General features: G+C 35.1%; 24 protein-coding genes. 8 read left to right on the top strand and 16 right to left on the bottom strand.

Annotation, left to right across the window (positions count from 1 at the left end):
- Window positions 1-97: 97 nt before the first annotated feature.
- From ACN5J7_RS05610 to ACN5J7_RS05590, 5 genes are all read left to right on the top strand, one after another.
- Window positions 98-1,486, top strand: a complete 1,389-nt coding sequence (locus tag ACN5J7_RS05610; RefSeq protein ID WP_418603140.1) for a tetratricopeptide repeat protein — start codon at window positions 98-100, stop codon at window positions 1,484-1,486.
- Window positions 1,487-1,538: 52 nt separating this feature from the next.
- A complete protein-coding gene (locus ACN5J7_RS05605; protein WP_418603139.1) occupies window positions 1,539-2,459 on the top strand; it encodes a DUF368 domain-containing protein in 921 nt (306 codons plus the stop codon).
- Complete coding sequence (locus tag ACN5J7_RS05600; RefSeq protein WP_311941804.1) at window positions 2,459-3,475, top strand: DUF368 domain-containing protein; 1,017 nt, start codon at window positions 2,459-2,461, stop codon at window positions 3,473-3,475. Before ACN5J7_RS05605 ends, ACN5J7_RS05600 begins: the two co-directional genes overlap by 1 nt.
- Window positions 3,472-4,209: a shikimate dehydrogenase family protein gene (locus ACN5J7_RS05595; protein ID WP_418603138.1), complete on the top strand. Its 738-nt coding sequence runs from the start codon at window positions 3,472-3,474 to the stop codon at window positions 4,207-4,209. The genes ACN5J7_RS05600 and ACN5J7_RS05595 overlap by 4 nt, the downstream gene beginning before the upstream one ends.
- Before the next feature lie 108 nt (window positions 4,210-4,317).
- Window positions 4,318-6,360 (top strand): DUF349 domain-containing protein, encoded by a 2,043-nt coding sequence (locus ACN5J7_RS05590; protein ID WP_418603137.1) that lies wholly within the window; start codon window positions 4,318-4,320, stop codon window positions 6,358-6,360.
- Between the two features lie 104 nt (window positions 6,361-6,464).
- Here the strand turns inward: ACN5J7_RS05590 and ACN5J7_RS05585 are convergent, their stop codons facing one another.
- The 12 genes from ACN5J7_RS05585 to ACN5J7_RS05530 form a co-directional block, all read right to left on the bottom strand.
- Window positions 6,465-7,664, bottom strand: coding sequence for a glutamate-5-semialdehyde dehydrogenase (locus tag ACN5J7_RS05585; protein ID WP_418603136.1), 1,200 nt, complete (start codon window positions 7,662-7,664; stop codon window positions 6,465-6,467).
- 13 nt (window positions 7,665-7,677) lie between these two features.
- Entirely contained in the window at window positions 7,678-8,448 is a 771-nt protein-coding gene (proB, locus tag ACN5J7_RS05580; RefSeq protein WP_311941792.1) for a glutamate 5-kinase, read from the bottom strand.
- Window position 8,449: 1 nt separating this feature from the next.
- The gene (gene proC / locus ACN5J7_RS05575; protein ID WP_418603135.1) at window positions 8,450-9,256 is read right to left on the bottom strand and encodes a pyrroline-5-carboxylate reductase; all 807 of its coding nucleotides are present in this window, start codon (window positions 9,254-9,256) and stop codon (window positions 8,450-8,452) included.
- 37 nt (window positions 9,257-9,293) lie between these two features.
- Window positions 9,294-9,485 (bottom strand): hypothetical protein, encoded by a 192-nt coding sequence (locus tag ACN5J7_RS05570; protein WP_311941784.1) that lies wholly within the window; start codon window positions 9,483-9,485, stop codon window positions 9,294-9,296.
- 23 nt (window positions 9,486-9,508) lie between these two features.
- Window positions 9,509-9,946: a GNAT family N-acetyltransferase gene (locus tag ACN5J7_RS05565; protein WP_418603134.1), complete on the bottom strand. Its 438-nt coding sequence runs from the start codon at window positions 9,944-9,946 to the stop codon at window positions 9,509-9,511.
- A 333-nt stretch (window positions 9,947-10,279) separates the two neighbouring features.
- Window positions 10,280-11,053: a nucleoside triphosphate pyrophosphohydrolase gene (mazG, locus tag ACN5J7_RS05560; RefSeq protein WP_418603133.1), complete on the bottom strand. Its 774-nt coding sequence runs from the start codon at window positions 11,051-11,053 to the stop codon at window positions 10,280-10,282.
- Window positions 11,054-11,134: 81 nt separating this feature from the next.
- On the bottom strand, window positions 11,135-11,359 hold the full coding sequence (locus tag ACN5J7_RS05555) for a VF530 family protein (RefSeq protein ID WP_311941775.1): 225 nt from the start codon (window positions 11,357-11,359) through the stop codon (window positions 11,135-11,137).
- Between the two features lies 1 nt (window position 11,360).
- Window positions 11,361-11,576, bottom strand: coding sequence for a DUF6500 family protein (locus tag ACN5J7_RS05550; RefSeq protein ID WP_418603132.1), 216 nt, complete (start codon window positions 11,574-11,576; stop codon window positions 11,361-11,363).
- Window positions 11,577-11,581: 5 nt separating this feature from the next.
- Complete coding sequence (locus tag ACN5J7_RS05545) at window positions 11,582-12,868, bottom strand: DEAD/DEAH box helicase (protein ID WP_418603131.1); 1,287 nt, start codon at window positions 12,866-12,868, stop codon at window positions 11,582-11,584.
- A gap of 435 nt (window positions 12,869-13,303) precedes the next feature.
- Entirely contained in the window at window positions 13,304-13,990 is a 687-nt protein-coding gene (locus ACN5J7_RS05540) for a hypothetical protein (protein ID WP_418603130.1), read from the bottom strand.
- A 108-nt stretch (window positions 13,991-14,098) separates the two neighbouring features.
- Window positions 14,099-14,521, bottom strand: coding sequence for a hypothetical protein (locus ACN5J7_RS05535; protein ID WP_418603129.1), 423 nt, complete (start codon window positions 14,519-14,521; stop codon window positions 14,099-14,101).
- 121 nt (window positions 14,522-14,642) lie between these two features.
- Window positions 14,643-15,326, bottom strand: a complete 684-nt coding sequence (locus ACN5J7_RS05530) for a uracil-DNA glycosylase family protein (RefSeq protein ID WP_418603128.1) — start codon at window positions 15,324-15,326, stop codon at window positions 14,643-14,645.
- A 96-nt stretch (window positions 15,327-15,422) separates the two neighbouring features.
- Between ACN5J7_RS05530 and ACN5J7_RS05525 the strand changes: the two genes are divergently transcribed.
- Window positions 15,423-15,560 carry a 30S ribosomal protein THX gene (locus ACN5J7_RS05525; RefSeq protein WP_311941756.1) on the top strand — a complete coding sequence of 46 codons (138 nt, stop codon included), beginning with the start codon at window positions 15,423-15,425 and terminating at the stop codon, window positions 15,558-15,560.
- Here the strand turns inward: ACN5J7_RS05525 and ACN5J7_RS05520 are convergent, their stop codons facing one another.
- Together ACN5J7_RS05520 and yaaA are read right to left on the bottom strand one after the other, a co-directional pair.
- A complete protein-coding gene (locus ACN5J7_RS05520; protein WP_418603127.1) occupies window positions 15,561-16,292 on the bottom strand; it encodes a hypothetical protein in 732 nt (243 codons plus the stop codon).
- Between the two features lie 138 nt (window positions 16,293-16,430).
- Complete coding sequence (yaaA, locus tag ACN5J7_RS05515; RefSeq protein ID WP_418603126.1) at window positions 16,431-17,189, bottom strand: peroxide stress protein YaaA; 759 nt, start codon at window positions 17,187-17,189, stop codon at window positions 16,431-16,433.
- Window positions 17,190-17,386: 197 nt separating this feature from the next.
- Here yaaA and ACN5J7_RS05510 point away from each other — a divergent pair, with 197 nt between their 5' ends.
- Window positions 17,387-17,977 (top strand): hypothetical protein, encoded by a 591-nt coding sequence (locus tag ACN5J7_RS05510; protein ID WP_418603125.1) that lies wholly within the window; start codon window positions 17,387-17,389, stop codon window positions 17,975-17,977.
- Window positions 17,978-18,479: 502 nt separating this feature from the next.
- On the opposite strand, the gene ACN5J7_RS05505 is transcribed toward ACN5J7_RS05510, so the two are convergent.
- Window positions 18,480-19,517, bottom strand: coding sequence for an RluA family pseudouridine synthase (locus ACN5J7_RS05505; protein WP_418603124.1), 1,038 nt, complete (start codon window positions 19,515-19,517; stop codon window positions 18,480-18,482).
- A gap of 38 nt (window positions 19,518-19,555) precedes the next feature.
- Complete coding sequence (locus ACN5J7_RS05500) at window positions 19,556-20,116, bottom strand: PASTA domain-containing protein (protein WP_418603123.1); 561 nt, start codon at window positions 20,114-20,116, stop codon at window positions 19,556-19,558.
- A 426-nt stretch (window positions 20,117-20,542) separates the two neighbouring features.
- Here ACN5J7_RS05500 and ACN5J7_RS05495 point away from each other — a divergent pair, with 426 nt between their 5' ends.
- Window positions 20,543-21,523, top strand: a complete 981-nt coding sequence (locus ACN5J7_RS05495) for a D-alanine--D-alanine ligase (RefSeq protein ID WP_418603122.1) — start codon at window positions 20,543-20,545, stop codon at window positions 21,521-21,523.
- Window positions 21,524-21,609 lie beyond the last annotated feature (86 nt).

Below are 21,609 nucleotides of genomic sequence, written 5' to 3'. Positions count from 1 at the left end.
CAACTGTTGATTACTTTGTTAAAAACATTTAAGACATAAGTCTTATAAATTAGAATAGAACCTTAATTTTATTAACGAAGAAACTTACAACGTGCTTATGGAGTTTAGTCATAACGACAACAACAATTTGCCTCTTACAAAGTTTGAATCGATGTTAAAAACAAATCATGTTTTGTTCTTCGATTCAGAAGAATTTGAAAACATCATTCACCACTATCTCAACCAAGGCAAAATAGCTTTAGCAAAAAAGGCGATTAAATTGGGTTTGGACCAGCACCCTACGTCCATTAGTTTAAAACTTTTTAAAGTTGAAATTTATGTGTTTGAAGACAAGCTGCCAGAGGCCGATGCCTTATTAAACGATCTGTATAGTTTAGACCCACTGAATGAAGAAATATTCATTCAAAAAGCAAATATCTTATCGAAAAAAGACGAGCACTTAAAAGCCATTGATGTTTTAAAAGAAGCCTTAAAACTTACTGATGACGTTATAGATTTGTATGCTTTAATTGGTATGGAGTATCTTTTTTTAGATCAGTTTGAAAACGCCAAAACATACTTTATGAAATGTTTAGAGCAAGATGTAGATGATTACTCAGCGTTGTACAATGTTATTTATTGCTTTGAATTCCTCAACCAAAATGAAGATGCCATTTTGTACTTAAACGTGTTTTTAGATAAAAATCCGTACTGCGAAGTTGCATGGCATCAATTGGGCAAACAATATGTTATTCTAAAAAAATATAAAAAAGCTTTGGCTGCTTACGATTTCGCCATTATTTCTGACGATACTTTTGTGGGCGCGTATTTAGAACGCGGAAAGGTACTGGAAAAGCTAAAACGCTACGAAGACGCCATTGAAAACTACAACATGTCGCTTCAATTAGACGACCCCACATCGTTTGCCTTATTGCGCATTGGAAATTGCCACGAAAAACTGAAAAATGATGATTTAGCCGTTCAATATTATTACAAAACGGTACACGAAGACCCGTTATTGGACAAAGGTTGGATAGCCATCACCAAATTTCATATAAAAAAGAAAGATTACCACAAAGCCTTGTACTATATAAACAAAGCGATTAACATTGATTCGGAAAATGTACATTACTGGAAGGCGTATTCATTAATTAACCAGCGGTTAAATTTATATGAAGAAGCCGAGCGCGGTTTCAAAAAAACCTTGGAGTTAGGCAATTACGAATTAAACACGTGGTTATCGCGTGGCGACTTGCTCATTAAATTGGGCGAACCAGAAGCTGCCATATTTAATTTTGAACAAGCGGTGGAGTTTTATCCTGACAATGCCGAATTGGAATACCGATTAGCTGGACTTCATTTTTCTTTAAACGAAATTGAAAAAGGCACTTTTTATTTAAAAAACGGTTTAAAACACAACGAAGCATTCAACTTTATAATTGAAGAACTCTTCCCGGAAGTATCTAATAAAATCCTTGTAAAAAACTTACTAAAAACCAATCTGTAATTAACGGTTACATTAAAATGTATATCTTTGGTTTCTGCTTAAAAATCAACATATGCAAAGACGTTTTATAGATTATTTAGTCATTTCGCTTAAAGGTATTGCCATGGGTGCAGCAGATGCTGTTCCTGGTGTTTCAGGTGGTACTATTGCTTTTATTTCCGGTATTTACGAAGAATTGATTTCTACCATTAGCAACGTTAATCTGTCTCTATTTAAAACCCTTTTTTCCAAAGGTTTAAAAGCGTTTTGGCAACAAGCCAATGGTAACTTTTTAACTGCGCTCTTGCTAGGTATTATTGTAAGTTTTGTGTCGTTTATGCGGCTAGCAAAATATTTGTTAGAGCATCATCCTGTACTTATTTGGTCGTTTTTTTTCGGTTTGATTGTGGCCAGTATTTATTTTGTTGGCAAGCAAATCACCAAATGGAATTTGGCCGTAATCGTTTGCCTTATTTTTGGAGCCGCCATTGCTTTTTATATTACCACACTACCGGCATTGGCTACCAACGATAATCCCTGGTTTTTGTTTTTGGCAGGCGCCATTGCCATTTGCGCTATGATTCTTCCGGGTATTTCGGGTTCCTTCATTTTAATAATTCTAGGGGCCTACAAAACATTAAGCGACGCTTTGCATGACTTTGATGTAAAAAAAATAGTCATTTTTGCCGTTGGCGCCCTAATAGGCTTGCTAAGCTTTAGTCGGGTATTAAAATGGTTGTTTAAACATTATCACAACATTACGCTGGCCATACTTACTGGTTTTATATTTGGATCGCTAAACAAAGTTTGGCCTTGGAAAAGGACGCTTACATGGCATACCAATTCAAAAGGAATTAAAATGCCATTGTTGGAAGAAAGCGTTTCACCGTTTGCCTTTGAGGGCGAAAACCAACTCACAATAGCCATTGGCTTAATGATTCTTGGTTTTTTAACTATTTTTATTCTTGAAAAACTAGGCACGAAAAAACTATAATGCAAAGCACCAGAACTTTTACAGACAAGCTATTCCTTATTCTTAAGGGCTTAGGCATGGGTGCTGCCAACAAGGTTCCTGGTGTTTCCGGTGGCGTGGTTGCTTTTGTGGCCGGTTTTTACGAGGAGTTTATTTACTCGCTTCAAAAAGTAAACAGTAAAGCTTTTAAGCTACTTATTAACGGGCGGTTTAAGAGTTTTTTCCAATATATAAACGGGCGTTTTTTAGGCCTGCTTTTCTTTGGGATGGTAGTTAGTTATTTTAGTGTTTCAAAAATTTTGGATTATTTGATAAAACATTACGAGCTGTTTGTTTGGAGTGTTTTTTTTGGAATGATAATCGGTTCTATTTATTACATCTACAAAGATTTTAAGGATTGGAATTTTACCACCTACTTCTCGCTATTTATTGGCATTATAATAGGTTTAAGTATTAGTTTTTTAAATCCGGCAAAAGAAAATGACAATCTTTGGTTTGTGTTTTTCTGTGGTATAATTAGCGTTTCGGGAATGACACTACCCGGGTTTTCCGGCTCCTTCATTCTTATTCTTTTGGGCAATTATGTATTGCTTTTGGTAGATTCGGTAAACGCTTTGTACGATACGGTTTCAGATGTTTTTAGTGGCGATTTTAGTTTTTTCCAAAACCCGGTACGCCTACGAATGCTTAAGGTGCTTGGTGTTTTTACATTGGGCTCTGTAACGGGTTTGGTTACCTTTTCGCATCTGTTAAGCTATATATTAAAACACTATAAAAGCATCACCCTTTCCGCCATTATTGGGTTTATTGTGGGGTCGTTGGGTGTGGTTTGGCCTTGGAAAAAAACCATTTACAAAATAAACGATAACGGTAGTTTTATACTAGATTCTACAGGAGAAAAAATAATTGCCAATTACAAACGCTTTATGCCCGATGTAACTACAGAAACCCTTTATGCCATTGCATTTATTGTTTTGGGCATCGGTATTGTTTTAGCACTTGAATTTTACGGCCAAAAAACCAGAAAAACCAAATGAACAAATTAGGACTTTTAGGCAAAAACATATCGTATTCATTTTCAAGAAACTATTTTAAAAATAAGTTTGAAAATGAAAACATCAACAATACAACTTATGAGAATTTCGATATTGAATCAATCGATTTATTTCCGTCAATAATAAAAAACACAAAAGACCTAAAAGGTTTAAATGTTACCATTCCGTACAAAGAACAAGTGATTCCTTTTCTTGATAAAATAAACAAAAAAGCCAAATCCATTGGCGCGGTAAACACCATAAAAATCACGAAAAAAGGAAAACTTGTTGGCTATAATACAGATTGCTACGGTTTTAAAAAAACCATAAAACCCGCTTTAAAATCGCAGCATAAAAAAGCATTGATTTTAGGTACAGGCGGCGCCAGTAAAGCCATTGCCTACAGTTTAAAAGAGCTAAATATTGCATACAGTTATGTGTCCAGAAAAGCTTCAGAAGGTATCGATTTCACATACGATTCACTTACCGAAGCTATCATTAATCAGCATCAAATTATAATAAACTGTACACCGTTGGGCACGTTTCCCAATGTAAATGATTGCCCAAACATACCATATCACGGCATTACCAAAAACCACGTTTTGTTCGATTTAATATACAATCCCGAGGAAACCAAGTTCCTCAGTCAAGGTAAACTACATGGTGCCAAAACGATTAACGGATTAAATATGCTGAAATTTCAAGCAGAAAAATCGTGGTCTATTTGGGATTTGTAATAAAATAACTACTCAAGCTATTAAAAGCACCACTTACACTTTGTAAATACTAGAGTTGTTACTATCTTTAAACCTTAAAGTATATTACGAACCTAAACATTTTTTAAAATGTCTGAGATAGATAACCTGCAAAAAGCAGACGGAAAAGAAGAAAACAAATTACCCGTTAAAAATGATGATAACACTGAAAACACATCATTAGATAATAATGCCCAATCCGTAGAAGAAACTCCTGAAATAGCTGAAAACGAAGCTTCTTCTCAAACCGTTGAAGCTGAAAAAGAAGAGCCTTCCAACGAAAAAGAAGAAGTGGCTGAAACACCTAAAGATGAAGCGGTCGACACATCTAAAGATGAAGATGTTATCAATGAGATTGAAGAGTCCAATGCTGAGGACGCGGAAGATGAGGGCAACAAAGAGCGCCATACCATTGCCGTAAAAGAATACGATAAAATGTCGTTGGAATCTTTAGCCATCGAGTTGGAAAAGCTATTGAAAAACGAGAAAATTCAAGCCATAAAATCGCATGTCAACGATATAAACAACGAGTTTAAAACTAAATTCCAAGCTTTATTAGACGAGAAAAAAACAGAGTTTTTAAACGACGGAGGCAACGAAATAGATTTTTATTACTCCTCGCCCATACAAAAACGATTTAAAACGGCTTATAAAGCATACAGAACCAAACTAAACGAACATTATAAAGGTTTGGAAAAAAACCTGAAACAAAATTTAGCCGACAAGCTGGAAATTATTGAAGAATTAAAAGGCCTGCTTAACGTTGAAGAAAACATAAATACCACTTACAAACATTTTAAGGAATTACAGGAGCGCTGGAGAAACACCGGGCCAATTCCCAGAGACAAATACAACAATGCCTGGAACTCTTACCACCACCACGTTGAGCGTTTTTATGATTTTTTACATTTAAACAGAGATTTACGCGATTTAGATTTTAAACACAATTTAGACAAGAAATTAAAAATTATTGAGCGTGCCGAAGAGTTGGCCAAAGACGATAATGTGATGCGATCGTTTAGAGAGCTGCAAGAACTTCATAAAATGTGGAAAGAAGAACTTGGACCTGTGGCCAGGGAACACCGAGAAGAAATCTGGGATCGCTTTAAAGCGGCCACAAAAATAATAAACGACAAACGACAAGATTACTACAAAGAAATTGATAAGGTTTATGAAAAAAACCTTGAAAACAAGCTTGAAATTATTGCTAAAATAGAAGCTATAGGCGAGCAAGAAAGCAAATCACATAGCTCCTGGCAGAAAAAGATAAAAGAAGTTGAAGCACTGCGCAACGACTTTTTTAATGCCGGAAAAGTTCCCATAAAAGTTAACGAAGCTACTTGGGCGAAATTTAAGGATTCGGTTAGGGCGTTTAACAAAAAGAAAAATGCCTTTTATAAAGGCTTAAAAATGGAGCAGTATGACAATCTCCATAAAAAATTAGAGCTCATTAAAATTGCCGAAGACAACAAAGACAGTGAAGATACTGACGTTACCACGGCATTGATGAAAAAAATCCAGAGCGATTGGAAAAAAATCGGCCATGTGCCACGCAAAGACAGCGATAAAATTTGGAAACAATTTAAAAATGCATGTAACTACTATTTTGATAGGCTGCATGCTAAAAGAAATGCTGCCAGCCAAGAGCAAGTTGATGCTTTCAACCAAAAACAAGATTTGTTAAACACATTAAAGGAGTTAAGTTTAACCGGAGATAAAGACAAAGATTTAACCACCATAAAAGACCAAATCAACACTTGGAAAAATATAGGCAGGGTACCAAACGACAAGCGTTATATTGAAGGTAAGTTTAATAAGGTTTTAGATAATTTGTTTTCTAGTTTGAAAATGGAAAAGAATGAAATTGAAATGATTAAATATGAAAACAAATTAGATAATTTAAACAGTGGCGACAACAATACCAGAAACCTTGATAACGAACGTTCTTTTATCAAAAAGAAAATAGACGAGGTTAAAAGCCAAATCAATCAATTGGAGAATAATTTACAGTTTTTCACTAATGTTGACGACGATAATCCGTTGGTAAAGGAAGTTCACAACAATATTAAAGCGCACAAGCAAACTTTAAAGCTCTTAAAAACCAAGCTTAGTAAAGTTAAATCGCTGTATTAAAAGTTAACGTATCTTGTTAAAAGCAAAAAATCCCGTAATACATGTATTACGGGATTTTTTGCTTTTAACAGTTATCTAATAAGTGTTTTTACAAAACCTTATTTTTAAACCCTAACGTGTCCATCGCCATAAACATAATACTTGTTGGTAACAAGTTCTTTAAGCCCTAATGGGCCGCGGTGGTGCAGTTTATCGGTGCTAATGGCGAGTTCTGCGCCCACACCTATTTGTCCGCCATCCGTAAATCTAGTTGATGCATTTTGATACACCACAGCACAATCTACTTGTTCCATAAAGGTTTTTGCTATGTCGTTACTGGTAGTCATAATGCTCGTTGAATGGCCGCCGGAATATTCATTTATTTTTTCGATAGCTTCAAAAACAGAATCAACTGTTCCGATGCAACATTTCATTTCTAAAAACTCTTCAAACCATATGGAATGGTCGTCGATTAATTTTTCATCTTTTAGAACTTCTTTGGTTTTATCATCTACCAAAACCGTAACCTCACTTTCCTTCAAAATAGCATTTAGTTCTTTGATTTTATTTTGATAACCTGGAATGTTTTTATTCACCAATATTTTATCGAGTGCGTTACAAGCTGATATTTTATGGGTTTTTGCGTTTAAAATAACTGCAATGGTTTGTTTCCAATCGGCGTATTCATCAACATATAAAAAGTTATTTCCGCGACCGCTAACCAAAACCGCACATTTAGCATGCTCTTTTACAAATTTTATAAGCTGCTCGCCACCCCTTGGAACAATTAAATCCAATGGCTCGGTCGGGTTTTTTAAAAAGGCTTGGGTTTCTTGCCTATTCATGTTTAGCATTTTAATAAAATCTGTGCTTAAATTATTTTCTTCAAGGGCTTTATGCCATAATTTTACAATGGCCGTATTGCTGTGCAATGCTTCTTTTCCGCCTTTAAGCAATATTTTGTTATTGGCTTTAAAAGCGAGTACCGTAGCCTCAACAGTTACGTCTGGTCGCGATTCATAAATAATCATGATGGTTCCAAAAGGCGCTGTTTTGTTTACAACTTCCAACCCGCTGTTTAAAGTGTTTTTACTTATTATTTGATTTACGGGATCTTGCTGTGATTGCACTTCTTTAATGGCCGTAATCATGCCATCTACTTTCTTTTTATTTAAAATTAAGCGATCGTACATGGCTTGATCCTCTTTATTAAAAGCCTCAATATCCTTTTTGTTTGCCTGTAATAAATCGTCTTGGTTTTCCCGCAATAGGTTGACCATACTTTTTAAAACATTGTTTTTTATATTCTCTGATAATAATTCCATCTTCATTCTTTTTTTATAGTGATACTTTTGTACCAACTGATTTTCCATTAATAATATCAATAATGGTATTATCTTTTTTTCCGTTTGCAATAAAGGTTGGTACATTATTGGCCGCGGCTTGTTGGGCATAATCCAATTTTGAGCCCATACCGCCTCTGCCTTCTTCTTCGGCTTTATTACTATCTTTTATATATTTTTCCAAATCTTCTTCTGGACATACGTTCTTTATTAAATCGCTACTGGCTTCTTCAGGATGTCCCGTAAAAAGCCCATCAATATCTGTTAAAATGATAAGTTTATCGGCGTTTAATAATTGCGCAATTAAGCTTGCCAATTCGTCGTTATCCGAAAACATAGACATGGTCACCGATACGGCGTCATCTTCATTGGCAATAGGGATGACACCCTCAGCCAGTAACCCTTCGCAACAATTAATCATATTCTGCCTGTGTACGCCTGGGCTAAAATCGCGCTTTGTGGGCAATACCTGGGCGCACTTCATGCCATAATCGTGAAAAATATTATAGTAGAGGCGCATCATTCTAGGTTGCCCAATGGCAGAATACACCTGACGCCTTTGGGTTGTGTCTTCTATTTTAGATTTCCCCAGCACTTCTTTTCCTGCAATTACAGAACCCGAAGAGACCAAAATGGTCATAATACCACGCTCGTAAAGTTCTGCTATTTGTTTTACCAATCGTCTTAAAACTGGTCTTACTATTCTATTGTCTTTGTTGGTCATTACATTAGTACCAACTTTTATTACTATTCTTTCTTTACACATATTAGTGTTCTTTACCTAATTCCACTGCACGGTTAAATGCGGAAAATGCGGCTTCTTTTATTAACTCGTTTACATTGTTATCTTCCATTGAATCCAAAGCGGCACGTGTGGTGCCTCCTTTTGATGCGACCTTGTCCATCCAAGAATTTGGTGATAAGTTTGATTGATTAAACAACTCAATCGCGCCCGTAAAGGTTTGGCTCACCAAAACGGTGGAATCGTTTTTTGAAAAACCCATTTGCAGTGCTGCTTCCATCATACTTTGCATAAAGTAAAACACATAAGCAGGTCCGCTACCGGAAATTCCCGTGGATGCATCAATCAGTTTTTCGTTGGACACACGAATGGATTTTCCCGTTGTATCCAATAAGCTTTCAATGGTTAACATTTCAATTCTCGACACTTCATCTGACGTGACATACGATGTTAACCCCTTCCCTATTTGGGCTGGTAAATTAGGCATCGCCCTAACTATTTTTTCTAATCCGGTTATCTCTTTTATGGTAGCAATGGTAACGCCTGCCATAATAGAGATAATAATTTGTTGTGGTTTTACCAGTGATTTTATGGCTTTAAAAAGACCTTCAGCATGATAGGGTTTTACTGCAATAAAAATGATGTCTGCTTGTGGTACACATTCATCCAACTCTTTAAAAGCATCAAAATGCGAAATTTGATTAAGTGCTTCCAATTTCTCTTCAGACTTATCTAAAACCATAATATTCCTCTTTTTTAAGAGTTTTGATTTAGACATCCCTTCGGCATAAGTAAGCCCCATATTTCCCGCTCCAATTACTAGTACTTTCATTTAGTTGTTTTTGTTGATAATTTTTTGAAAAAAATAATTAAACGAATAACATACAGTCTTTACAGTCTTTTACCTCGCCATAATAGGTTTCGCGGTACTTATGAAGCGTTTTTATAGGTAAGCCAAACAAGTATTTCTTTATATAAGTTACCTTTGTGGTTAGCTCTCCCATTTTTACTGTATGTCGTTTTTCGTAAGTTGTTTTTCTTTTTACTTGTAAAATTTTCATTTGTTCTTGTATTATTAAATTGATTATCGCTCTAATCGCATTTCTATATTTCTTGCTTTAAAGCCTTGTTTTTCAAATATTTTTATAACCGGATTATCTTTGTTTATGTGTACTGCAATATCGCCCTTACAGTATTTTATGGTGTGTTTAATTAATGCTTTGGCAATTCCTTTTCTTCTGAAACTTTTTTTAACCGCCACATAAACCAATATGTTTTCAGATAAATACTCATTCATACCTGTTCTATTTACCACAACAGCTCCCAAAATTTCATTTTTATTTTCCATAACAAACACGTAACCACCTAATCCGGGAAGCTCTTTGGCGGCATACAAAATAGATTTTTGAATAGCACTTTTGGTGTCTTTAAAAACTCCGGAATGTTCATGTAAAAAATTGGTGATACGGTTAATATCAATCATAGATAGCCTTGAAAAAGCATCAAATGTTTTAATAGTCATTAAATAGGGTTATAGTGATTTTTATCTATAAAATAGATAGAAATAAAACTGAAACAAATTCAGTTTTGCGATATGCATTATCTACTTAAAAACTCAAGTAAATAATATAAATAAGACACTAAGGTGTAAAGTGAATATTTATGGAATTACGTAGAAGGTGGGATAAATTTATCCGATTGGTTTCTAAAAACCAGAAAGTTAAAGTTGAAGATTCTGTTATTTCGCTTTTCATGAATTCCTTTTCCCATGCAGCAAATGTACGAAAATGAAGCCCTTTTAGCAAATTAACAGTGTTAAGATAAATACAAATTTAGATTTGTACGATATGAAAAACTACAGACTTTTAGCTTCCTCCCAAAAGATATCCATTTCGACCAATGTCATATCCTTTAAAGGTTTGTTTAAACTTTTTGCCTTCGCTTCAAGGTATTGAAATCGTTTTGAGAATTTTTTATTGGTACGCTCTAAAGCGTTTTCGGGGTTAATATTTAAAAAACGTGCGTAGTTTACCATAGAGAACAATACATCGCCAAACTCGCTTTCCATTTTATCTTGATTTCCTAAACTTACTTCGGCTTTAAATTCGCTTAGCTCCTCTTCAACCTTTTCCCAAACTTGATTTGGTGCTTCCCAGTCAAAACCAACGCCGGCCACTTTTTCCTGAATTCTGTTGGCTTTTACCAAAGCTGGTAAGCTCTTGGGTACACCTTCCAAAACACTTGTTTTTCCTTCTTTTAGCTTAAGGTTTTCCCAGTTTCGTTTTACATCATCCTCATTTTCAACCTTAACATCGCTGTAAATATGTGGATGCCTACTAATTAGTTTTTCGCAAATGCTATGGCAAACATCGGCAATATCAAAAGTATTGGTTTCGCTTCCTATTTTAGCATAAAACACAATATGCAAAAGCACATCGCCCAGTTCTTTTTTAACTTCGTTTAAATCGTTGTCTAAAATAGCATCACCCAATTCGTAAGTTTCTTCAATGGTTAGATGGCGCAAACTTTCCATAGTTTGTTTTTTATCCCAGGGGCATTGCGCTCGCAATTCATCCATTATGGTTAACAATCTATCAAAGGCTTTTAGCTGATCTGCTCTGGAGTTCATTTTTTGAAGTTTTTGTAAAAATACGATTTTGATTATTTTGAACTGAAAAAAACATATTTTAAAGATTACAATGTGAAATCATTATTTTTTATTCTTCAACATCTTCAAATACATGTTTTCAACTTTTGTCCGCGCCCAAGGCGTGCGCCGTAAAAATTTTAAACTGGATTTTACCGAAGGGTTATCGGTAAAACACTTTATTTTTATAGTATAACCCATATATTCCCATCCGTAGTGTGACACTAAATCGTTAACAATTTGCTCTAACTTTATACCGTGCAAAGGGTTGTTGGGTTGGGTTTCCATTTTATAATTTTGAAACTAATTTTTTAATTTTTTCGGCTTTTTCAAAATGATCCAATTTTTCAGTTAAAATCCACCATGTTGCAGCTTCCATAAGTAATTCCGGATCATCATTTTTATTGGCAAAAAACGCATAAAATGACAAACCGACGTTAGTTCCTTTTTGTTCTATTTTCCGGTTACATACTTCTATGATTTTTTCTTTTAACGCTTTTCTCATTGCGGTTAGTTTCTTCTGTCGGTAGATTTTCTATTATTATTTCTGCTTGGTCTTCTTTTTGAACTGCTCCTGTTTTTATTAGAGTTTGAATTTCTACTGTTGTTCCGAGAGTTATGAGAACGATTTTGACCTGGTTTTATGGGTACGGTTGAAGCATTCGGGTCGGGCTCAAAACCTTCAACAATTTCAACGGGCAACTTTATATCAATCAATTTTTCAATATCGCGTAAATATGTGGTTTCGTCCGCACTTACTAAAGAAATGGCTTCACCGCTTGCCCCTGCTCTACCCGTTCTTCCAATACGGTGCACGTAATCTTCAGAGATATTAGGCAATTCAAAATTAATAACATGTGGCAGTAACGGGATATCTAAACCACGTGCCGCAATATCGGTGGCCACTAAAACGCGAATTCGTCCGCTTTTAAAGCCCGCCAAGGCTTTGGTTCGTGCACCTTGACTTTTATTACCGTGAATGGCCGCAGCCGTTATACCTGCGCTAACCATTTTTTTACAAAGTTTATTGGCACCGTGTTTGGTACGGGTAAAAACCAATACCTGTTTCCAATTATCGTCTGAGATCAGCTTGATAATCAAACCTGTTTTTAAGCCTTTTGCAACGCGATAAACCTTTTGGTTAATAGCTTCTACGGTTGTATTTTCCGGTGTTGCTTCAACTTGCACCGGATGGTTTAAAATACCGTTTGCCAATTTTCTAATATCCTTTGAAAAGGTTGCCGAAAACATCAGGTTTTGACGTTTTGCAGGCATGAGTTTCATAATGCGTTCAATATCTCTTAAAAACCCCATATCGAGCATGCGGTCGGCTTCATCTAAAACTAAAACCTCTATGCGTTTTAACGATAACAAACCTTGGTTTTCCAAATCTATCAATCGTCCCGGAGTGGCCACTAAAACATCAATACCTTGACGGATGGTTGCCACTTGTGGTTTTTGATTTACACCACCAAAAATAACAGCGCTTCTTAAATTTAAAAACTCGCTATATTCTTTAACATTAGCGTACACCTGTGCCGCTAATTCGCGTGTTGGTGTTAATATTAAAGCACGAATAGGTCTGTGTTTTCCTTGTGGATTCGCAGAAAGTACTTGTAAAAGCGGTAATGTAAAACCTGCTGTTTTTCCGGTTCCGGTTTGCGCCGAAGCTAAAACATCTTTTCCTTCTAAAATAGGTGGGATTGCTTTTTGTTGAATGGGACTTGGCGTTGTGTATCCTTTTTTGCTAATCGCTTTTAGCAAGGCTTCGGATAAGCCTAAAGAGTTAAATGACATATAAATTTTTTGGTACCCCAATTTTTGGGTCTGTGAGATGACAAATTATATTCCATCTCCTTCTAATTAAGGCGCAAAGGTACAGTTAATTTTCTGCTTAAGCCTAAATACTTTTGGCCGTTATAAAAAACTGGTACTTTCTTAGTCCAAAAAAATGTTTGAACATACCGTAAATTGAAGGATTTTAAAGCGTTAATTAATTGAGTAAAAAAGACTGACAAAAATTATATTTTAAAGTTTTATCATTTTGCTAGTGTAATAGTAATTACTAATGATATGTTGAGTAGTGTCTGATAGATGTTGTTTAATATTTAAGCTTAACAAAAAAGCTATCTTTATTTTATAAGACAGCTTCTTTTTTATTAATAGCTCGTTTGAAATACGATATAATTAAATTTCTCAAGGATTTGAAAAAACGTTTTATACAGCCGTATTTTATATAACCTTTATACCGTTTACGTACATTACGCTAGTTGAATTTTTGCTTTCCGGACTCTTTGTGTTTTTATCTATACTTACATCATATTTTTTTATACTATAACTAAGGTTTTCCTTTGTTTTAGGAATATCATCTTTGTACAAAATTAGATTTCCATGACTATCTCTAGCCAATATTGTTAGGTAAGCATATTTATTTGCTATTTTGTTGGAAAGCTTGTAATCTCCATTTTCTTTAGCCCTACCAAGTTCCTTGAAATATTTTGTTTGCTCATTATAATAAATCTCAATTTTTTCATCATCCGTTGGAGCATTAACCAGCTTTTTATAAAATATTTCTTTGTCTATTAATTTATTTTGGTTTATAATGTTTATAAGCAAATTCACCCTGTTTAGCCTGTACAAATTATCCGTTTCAAAGTTTTCTTTAAAAATGTGGACAACCTTATCTATATTCGCCATAACTTCACTATGGGTTTTGCCTTCAAAATTAATGTTATCGTAATCAACTGTAAAATAGCTAGTGTTCTTTACACCATTTGAAGCCAATTCTTTTTCTAAATGATTAATATAAAATTCTCTTTGATTTTTTTCATCATTATTTTTTTCAACTGTATCAGAACAAGCAACGATGACTAATGAAACCAATCCCAAACACGTAATCAATAATTTATAATTTTTCATTTTTGTAAATTTTATTTTTTCACATTAATACTCTAAACCTTTATAGAATCTTTTTGCCCCCGACACACCTACGTTTTCAATATGGTAATATTTTGTTTGAGGCACTCCTTAAATGGTTAAGGTTACTTTTACCGTAAGCCAATAACGTGCAGAATAGTCTGCCCTACTTGCCCAATCTGGTTTTAATCCTCCATGACTAGGAATATCACACGGCATCATATAGTTTGGGCAATCTGTTCTTACATCATCATAATATATAACTAAAGGTGTATCCGTGCTTGATTTTATTTCACGTTTCAATTCATAAGAATAAGCCATTCCTGGAACTGCCTGACCACTTTCATATAAATAACAATGAATCGATGAAAGAGGTCCTGAAACGTAATAATTAACCCCTATTGAATAATCATCTGTAAAAGGGTGATAGTCTACAGTTGTAAATAGGGTTTCACTACCACTAAAATAATAAGGGGTTGGGTTGTAAGTTTGTGAAAAACCTTTAAATATGAAAAGGCAGAAAATTATTGGCATCCAAACTAAAATATGAACAAATAAAGTTCTGTTCTGTTCTGTTCTGTTCTGTTCTGTTCTGTTTTAGCATAATATGTAATACTTTACATCAAATATAAATAGAATTTTCCAATAAACCAAATTATAAAAAAAACTCCCGATACTGCATCACCCTAAAATCGAAGGTATTAAATTTGGGGTTTTTGGCTTTTAATTGTTTGTACAAAGGCAATTTGCCTATAGAAATATTGGCTGCGCCAGAACCTGAGGTGAGCGACACGGTTTTGATGATTCGTTTTGATTGAACAGATTCCCGAGTTTTGTTGGGAATGACGAATTGATGAATTCGAGGCACTTCATTATTCACCAATTCTAATGTAATACTGTAATCTTTTATATGTTTTCTAAAGAAATATTCGGGACCGTTTTTACTGTTTCCACCTGTAAACAACAAAGTATCGATATTTGGATATTGCTTTAAATAACCAATTAAATCGCGGAGTTTTATGTTTTTCATGCCCAAATCGGAGGCGTCAATCTTATTGCGTTCGGCACTTTCAACAATATCGCAAACACCTATTTTATGTTGTATTAAAAACTGTTTGCGCTCTTCAATAGCTTCGTTGGAATTATCGTAACGCAGTTTTAAATTATGGATTTCATCTATAAACAACCACAGCGAATTGTAATAACTTCCGTAGCAAAAATCGACGTCCTTTTCTAAAAGTTCTCCGGTAGAAAACCGTGGAGGTGGCAAGGTGCCCACTATTAATTTAGTCGTGTCTTTTTGGATGAAAGGTTTGTATGGGTGTTTGTGTTTAAACAAGTTTTACTTGGTTTGCGTGTTTAAAATCCTTATATTATTTTTAGTTAAAGATAAAAAGATTCCCGTTTTCACGGGAATGAAAAATACTATAAATTAATGGGAAAAGGCGATAAAAAAACGAAACGCGGTAAAATAAACCGAGGTACTTTTGGGGTTAGACGCCCTAGAATTAAAAAGAAACCATCTATTGAAACCAAAATCAATATAGGTAACAAAGCACAACCAAAGCTGTAATCAATTGGTTTGTAAATGGGTTAACAAACTATCAACATCCAGTATGGTAGCTCGAAATATTTTTTTGTTTGGTTTTGTTAAGTGCTGCGATTCGGTTTGTATGTCTTGTAAAACAGCCTTGGCCTCGGCTTCTTTTTTTCTGCTTATTAAAAATTTAGCCAACACCAAGCGTTCGTTATAAAAAGAATAACGGATATCGATGGCCCTTAAATTTGCTTCGGCTGCTTCAAAATTACCCAATTTTTCCAGGGCTAAACCGTATAAAAACTGAGACTTCGATTTTTTAAATTCTGGATGTTCCTTTATTTTTTCAGCATATAAAACAACCTGCTCAAAATCCTCAACATTATAATAAGCTTTAATTAATTGCTTTATTACATAATAATCATTTTGCATATGTTCGTCCAAAGCTTCTAAATAATGAGGAATGGCGTTGTTGTAATCATTATTTTCCAACAGCGCATCGGCTAAATTCACTCGGTTTTGGTAGGTTTCGGAAAACTGAAGTTGTTTTTCCAAATCCTTTATCTTTTTAGTTGGATTTACAATATGTGTAATTTCTTCTGTTATTTCTTCGGCATCCCGTTTGTTGTAAACTTGTGTTATTAAATAAATAACACAGCCTACAATGGGTAAAAAGATGATTAAAAAAATCCAATAATACGGGCTTCTGTTTTTTAATAAATGGTAAATACAAAAACCTTGGAGCGCAATTGTTACGTAGTAAAGCATATTAAAAAGTAGTCGTTGAATTATTCAAATAGAGATTATTTTTCCGTCATGAAGAATCTTATTTTCAATGTGATGTGGCCATCTGTTTATTTTAATGCGATAACCACCTCGCCTTTCTCCTCGTTTTGACGCACCTAATTATCTTATAAAAACAAGATCGGTTTCTGTACTCATGGGTTCGCTAAAATTATAACCTTCGTAATTGAAAGCTTTTAAATCGTCAATCGTTTTGGCGTTGGCATCAATAATATAGCGCGTCATGTAACCCCGTGCAAGTTTGGCAAAAGTCATAATCGTTTTGTACTCGCCATTTTTTAAATCTTTAAAATTAGCCGTAATTACCGGTACTTTTAAAGCTTTGGTATCAATGGCCTTAAAATACTCGTTACTTGCCAAGTTTAAAAATAGTTCGTCGTCTTCCAATTCGTCGTTTAAAGCTTTGGTAACGGATTTTCGCCAAAACTCATAAAGGTTTTTATTTTTGCCCACTGGGAATTTTGTGCCCATTTCCAAACGGTATGGCTGAATTAAATCGGTTGGCTTCAAAAGGCCGTACAACCCCGAAATAATGCGTACGGTGTTTTGAAGCGTGTCTATTTTTTCCTTTGGAATAGTATAGGCGTCCAAACCTCTGTACACATCGCCGCTAAAGGCATACACTGCTTGTCGCGCATTGTCTTTAGTAAATGGCAGTTCCCAATTTTGGTTACGCTCGTAGTTTAATTGCCCTAAATTATCTGAAATCTTCAAGAGTTTCGACAAGCTTTTAGCCGATTTCTTTTTTAGCAATTTATTTAAACGTTCGGCTTGTTTTAAAAAACAAGCTTCGGTGGCGTGCTGAATTGGTATTTTGGTTTCAAAATCCAAGGATTTTGCTGGGGATAAAACGAGTTTCATAGAGAGTTAACTTTTTCCATTTCCGCGAAGGCGGAAATCTTGCTTTTTAATAAAACCAAATTTACGATTAGTAATCTACATTTAAAATCTTAATTGGTAAATATTAGCAATAGCACAATAAATACGGTTGATGACTTTGACTTTGTGAGAAAAAACCATAACTTTGTTTAATGGCTGATATAAATCATTAAAACGATTTGATATCAGTAAAGCATTTGACCAAACAATACGCTGAATTGAAAAAACTCAAATCTGACTTCAGAATAAACGAAATTGGAAAGTTCCAATTTTATAGCGGAATTGCAATTGGAATCGGATTTAGCTTAATCTTCAATGCATTATTTCGAGTATTTTTAAAGATGTGTAATGTTGGAGAAATTATCACGGACTTGAGCTGGTCAAATTTCTATAGTTATGAATTTTCCATTTATTATCTGACTTTAATTGGTTTTGCTTCAGTTGGATTTTCATTTTGTTTTACAACTTATTTGTGGATGAGTAAACCTTTTGCGACTAACAGAAAGAAAAACATTAGATTGAGAATGGCTCCAACTAATACGATTTGGATTTTATTTGGAACATTATTTTTTCTTGTGCGTCTGTTTTGGTTTTTTGCTGGAGTGGATTTGACAATTGAAAAGGACTTTGCTTATTTGGGTTTTATGTTTCCGTTATTTATTTATTTGTATTGTTGGAATTTAATTTCAGATATTTATAAAAGTAAAAAACCGTTTCTTGTGACTTCGTTGATTATAATAATTATCGGAATTATATTGAGCGGAATTTAAAATATTTTACTACAATATATAAAAATAATTGCTCAATTTTGGGCTTAACCAAAGGTAGTTGCAAGTTTACTACGTCTGATTTTCCTTCGGAAAATCCTCGCACGTAAACCCGCACCTATTCATATATGTAACCGTTAAACGAACCTATCAAAAAACAAATAAACTTCATTCAAAAAAACACCAACTAACAAACAAGCGCGTTAAGGATTGAGGCCCTTCGACAAGCTCAGGATAAACTCATCCTTTTTTTGAAAGAAATAAAACAAACTTTATTTAGAATAAAAATTTAACAGATAGCCATACTTCGACTATGCGCAGCACAGGCTAGCTCGCTCCTCGCTATGGCGTAAAAAAAAGATATAGCGGAAAGCCTGACCACTTGCCCTGAGCGCAGTGGAAGGGTTGTGGTAACGCCCAAATAATAAAACCCATAGTTATGATTTTATGAGATACTGAAACAACACTTCGACTGTGCTCCCTGTGACAGTTCAGCATTACAGGGCTATTCCAATTCTTGGTGTTTGGAGTAGGTTTTCCATTTTTCAATACACTGTTGCATATCGTTTGGAATTGGCGTGTCGAAACGCATAAACTTACCTGTTTTTGGGTGTTTAAACCCTAATGTTTTGGCGTGTAAGGCTTGCCTTGGCAGTACCTTAAAACAGTTATCTACAAACTGTTTGTACTTGGTAAACGTGGTGCCTTTTAATATTTTGTCGCCACCGTAACGGGCATCGTTAAACAAGGTATGCCCTATGTGTTTCATGTGCACACGTATTTGGTGCGTCCTGCCCGTTTCTAACTTACAAGACACCAAAGTTACGTAGCCCAAACGCTCTAAAACCTTGTAGTGTGTTACAGCTGGTTTGCCTTTGTCGGCTTCATCATCAAAAAAAACGGTGTTTTGCAATCGGTTTTTGGGGTGTCTGCCAATGTTGCCCTCAATAGTGCCTTCGTCTGCTTCCATATTGCCCCAAACTATGGCAACGTATTCGCGTTCGCTGGTTTTTTCGGCAAATTGCAAGGATAAATGCGCCATGGCTTTTTCGGTTTTGGCAACCACCAAAAGTCCGCTGGTATCTTTATCGATTCTGTGTACCAGACCGGGACGCTCGCTGGAATTGTTCGGTAAATTATCAAATCTGTAAATCAAGCCATTTATTAAGGTACCCGAGTAATTGCCATGACCGGGATGTACCACCATGCCTGCGGGTTTGTTTACAACCAAAAGGGTGTCGTCTTCATAAACCACATCCAAAGGAATATCTTCGCCAACCAACAAATTCTCAAATGGTGGATGCGCAAACAACACGCGAATGGCATCAAAAGGCTTTACTTTGTAATTGGATTTTACGGGCTCGTTATTTACAAAAACACTGCCGTTTTTTGCGGCTGCCTGAATTTTATTTCGCGTGGCATTTTCAACAAAATTCATTAAGTATTTATCTATACGCAAAGGAGTTTGCCCTTTATCTACCGTAAAAGCATAATGCTCGTATAAATTATCCTCGTCGGGTAATTGTGGTGTATAGTCTTCCATTTTATTGAATTAATGCGTATTGAAGTCTGTAATTAATTTTAGTTTGATGGCCGATTGCCATTACCCAGCACTAAATCAATTTTTTCGGTTTTTGGCAACATATCTCCAGCCTGAATGGTTTGGCCTTTATGTTGCATTTTTAGTACAATATCTTTACCAATATTATCCACATAAGTGAGTTTGCCCACTTTAAACTCCAAAGCTTCCAAGGTTGGTTTTGCTTGCCGTAACGTGCTTTCCAATAAATTGGGCACTCGTACTTTTCTGTAACCAGAAGGGTTTAATGTGATGTAAATTTTCCTGTTCTCCTTAACTTTTGCTCCAACGGGCGGATCTTGTTCTATAACCGAAAATTTTGGGTAATCCGGATTGAAATTAGCAGAATCCTGTATTTGCATCACCAAATTATTTTCTTTTAATTCAATTTCGGCAACACTTATAGATTTTCCTTTTAAATCCGGTACGGTTTCAAAATCGCCATGGTTGGTCGATGATTTTAACCACGATAGCATTAAAAAAGATAAAACCACCAAAGCCACTACAGCCAGTACAATTTGTTTTAAAAACGCTCTACTTACAAGAAATTTAATAATGCTCATGTATTATAATTTTCGATACGGCAAATATATAAAAACGTAACTGTTTTTTCTTTTGCAATATATATGATATTTTAGCTTAACTATTAATACTTACGTTTTATTGTAGGTTTTTAGATTGCAAACAAACAATAATTTGGTTTATGGCTTAAATATTTTGGGCGTTACCCCAACCCTTCCACTGCGTTCAGGCATGGGGTCGGGCTATCCGTTGCAAGTCCTCGCACCTTCGGGCTGTGGGCTTTCCACTACTATCCCTAACGCACTGTAGAAATCCATTTAAACTTTAAACCCAGTTTTCAATGTATGACGTAAAATTTAAAAAAATAAAAAGAGGTTACCGCCGAATTTTTTCTTGAGCGAAGACAAAAGGAGGAATGAAAAATGGATGAGATTCCCTTCTTCAAGGGAATGATAAAAAAATTTTATATGAAAAATATTGCCATTATTATGGGAGGCTATTCCAGCGAATACAAAATCTCATTAAAAAGCGGAAACGTGGTTTTTGAAACTTTAGATAAGTCTAAATACAACGCCTATCGCATTCATATTTTTAAAGACAAATGGGTTTATGTAAATGATGACGATGAGGAATTTCCTATCGATAAAAATGATTTTTCGGTTACCGTTAAAGCTGAAAAAATCACTTTCCATTGTGTGTTTAATGCCATTCACGGGGCGCCTGGAGAAGATGGTTTTATGCAAGGCTATTTCAAATTAATAAATATGCCGCACACAAGCTGTGGCATGTACCAAGCGGCTTTAACCTTTAATAAACGCGATTGCCTAAGCACTTTAAAACCTTACGGCATAAAAACCGCTGAGTCGTTTTATATAAATTTTGGAGATGACATAAATAACGATGAAATAATTGCCAAAGTCGGCTTGCCTTGTTTTGTAAAAGCCAACAAAGCAGGCAGTAGTTTTGGCATTACTAAAGTGCATAAAAAGGAAGATTTAAAAAACGCCATCAACGTAGCTTTTAAAGAAGATGATGAAATTATTATTGAATCGTTTTTAGATGGTATCGAGGTTTCTGTTGGCGTTATTTCGTTTAAAAATAAAACCAAAGTACTGCCCATTACAGAAATCGTAACCGAAAATGATTTTTTTGATTACGAAGCCAAGTATTTAGGTAAATCTCAGGAAATTACACCGGCCAGATTAAGTGCGGAGCAAGAAGAAAAAGTAACTAAAATGGCCAAAAAGGTTTACGAGATTTTAAAAATGAAAGGCTTTAGCCGAAGCGAATATATTTTTAAAGATGGTGAGCCGCATTTGTTGGAAGTAAACACCATTCCCGGTTTAACCAGAGAAAGCATATTGCCACAACAAGCCGCCGCTGCCGGAATACCGTTAGCAGATTTATTCGATAATGCCATTGAAGAAGCTTTGAAAAGCCTCCCTTAATCCCTCCAAAGGAGGGAAACAATTGTGAATAATAAATTTAAGAAGCTTATATTTACAATATATTAATTTCTCCCCTTTGGGGAGAT

Origin of the sequence: Hwangdonia sp., assembly GCF_048381975.1 — a bacterium.
Lineage (GTDB): Bacteria > Bacteroidota > Bacteroidia > Flavobacteriales > Flavobacteriaceae > Hwangdonia > Hwangdonia seohaensis.
The sequence above is the reverse complement of the archived record's forward strand: the minus strand, read 5'-3'. Positions and strand labels throughout refer to the sequence as shown.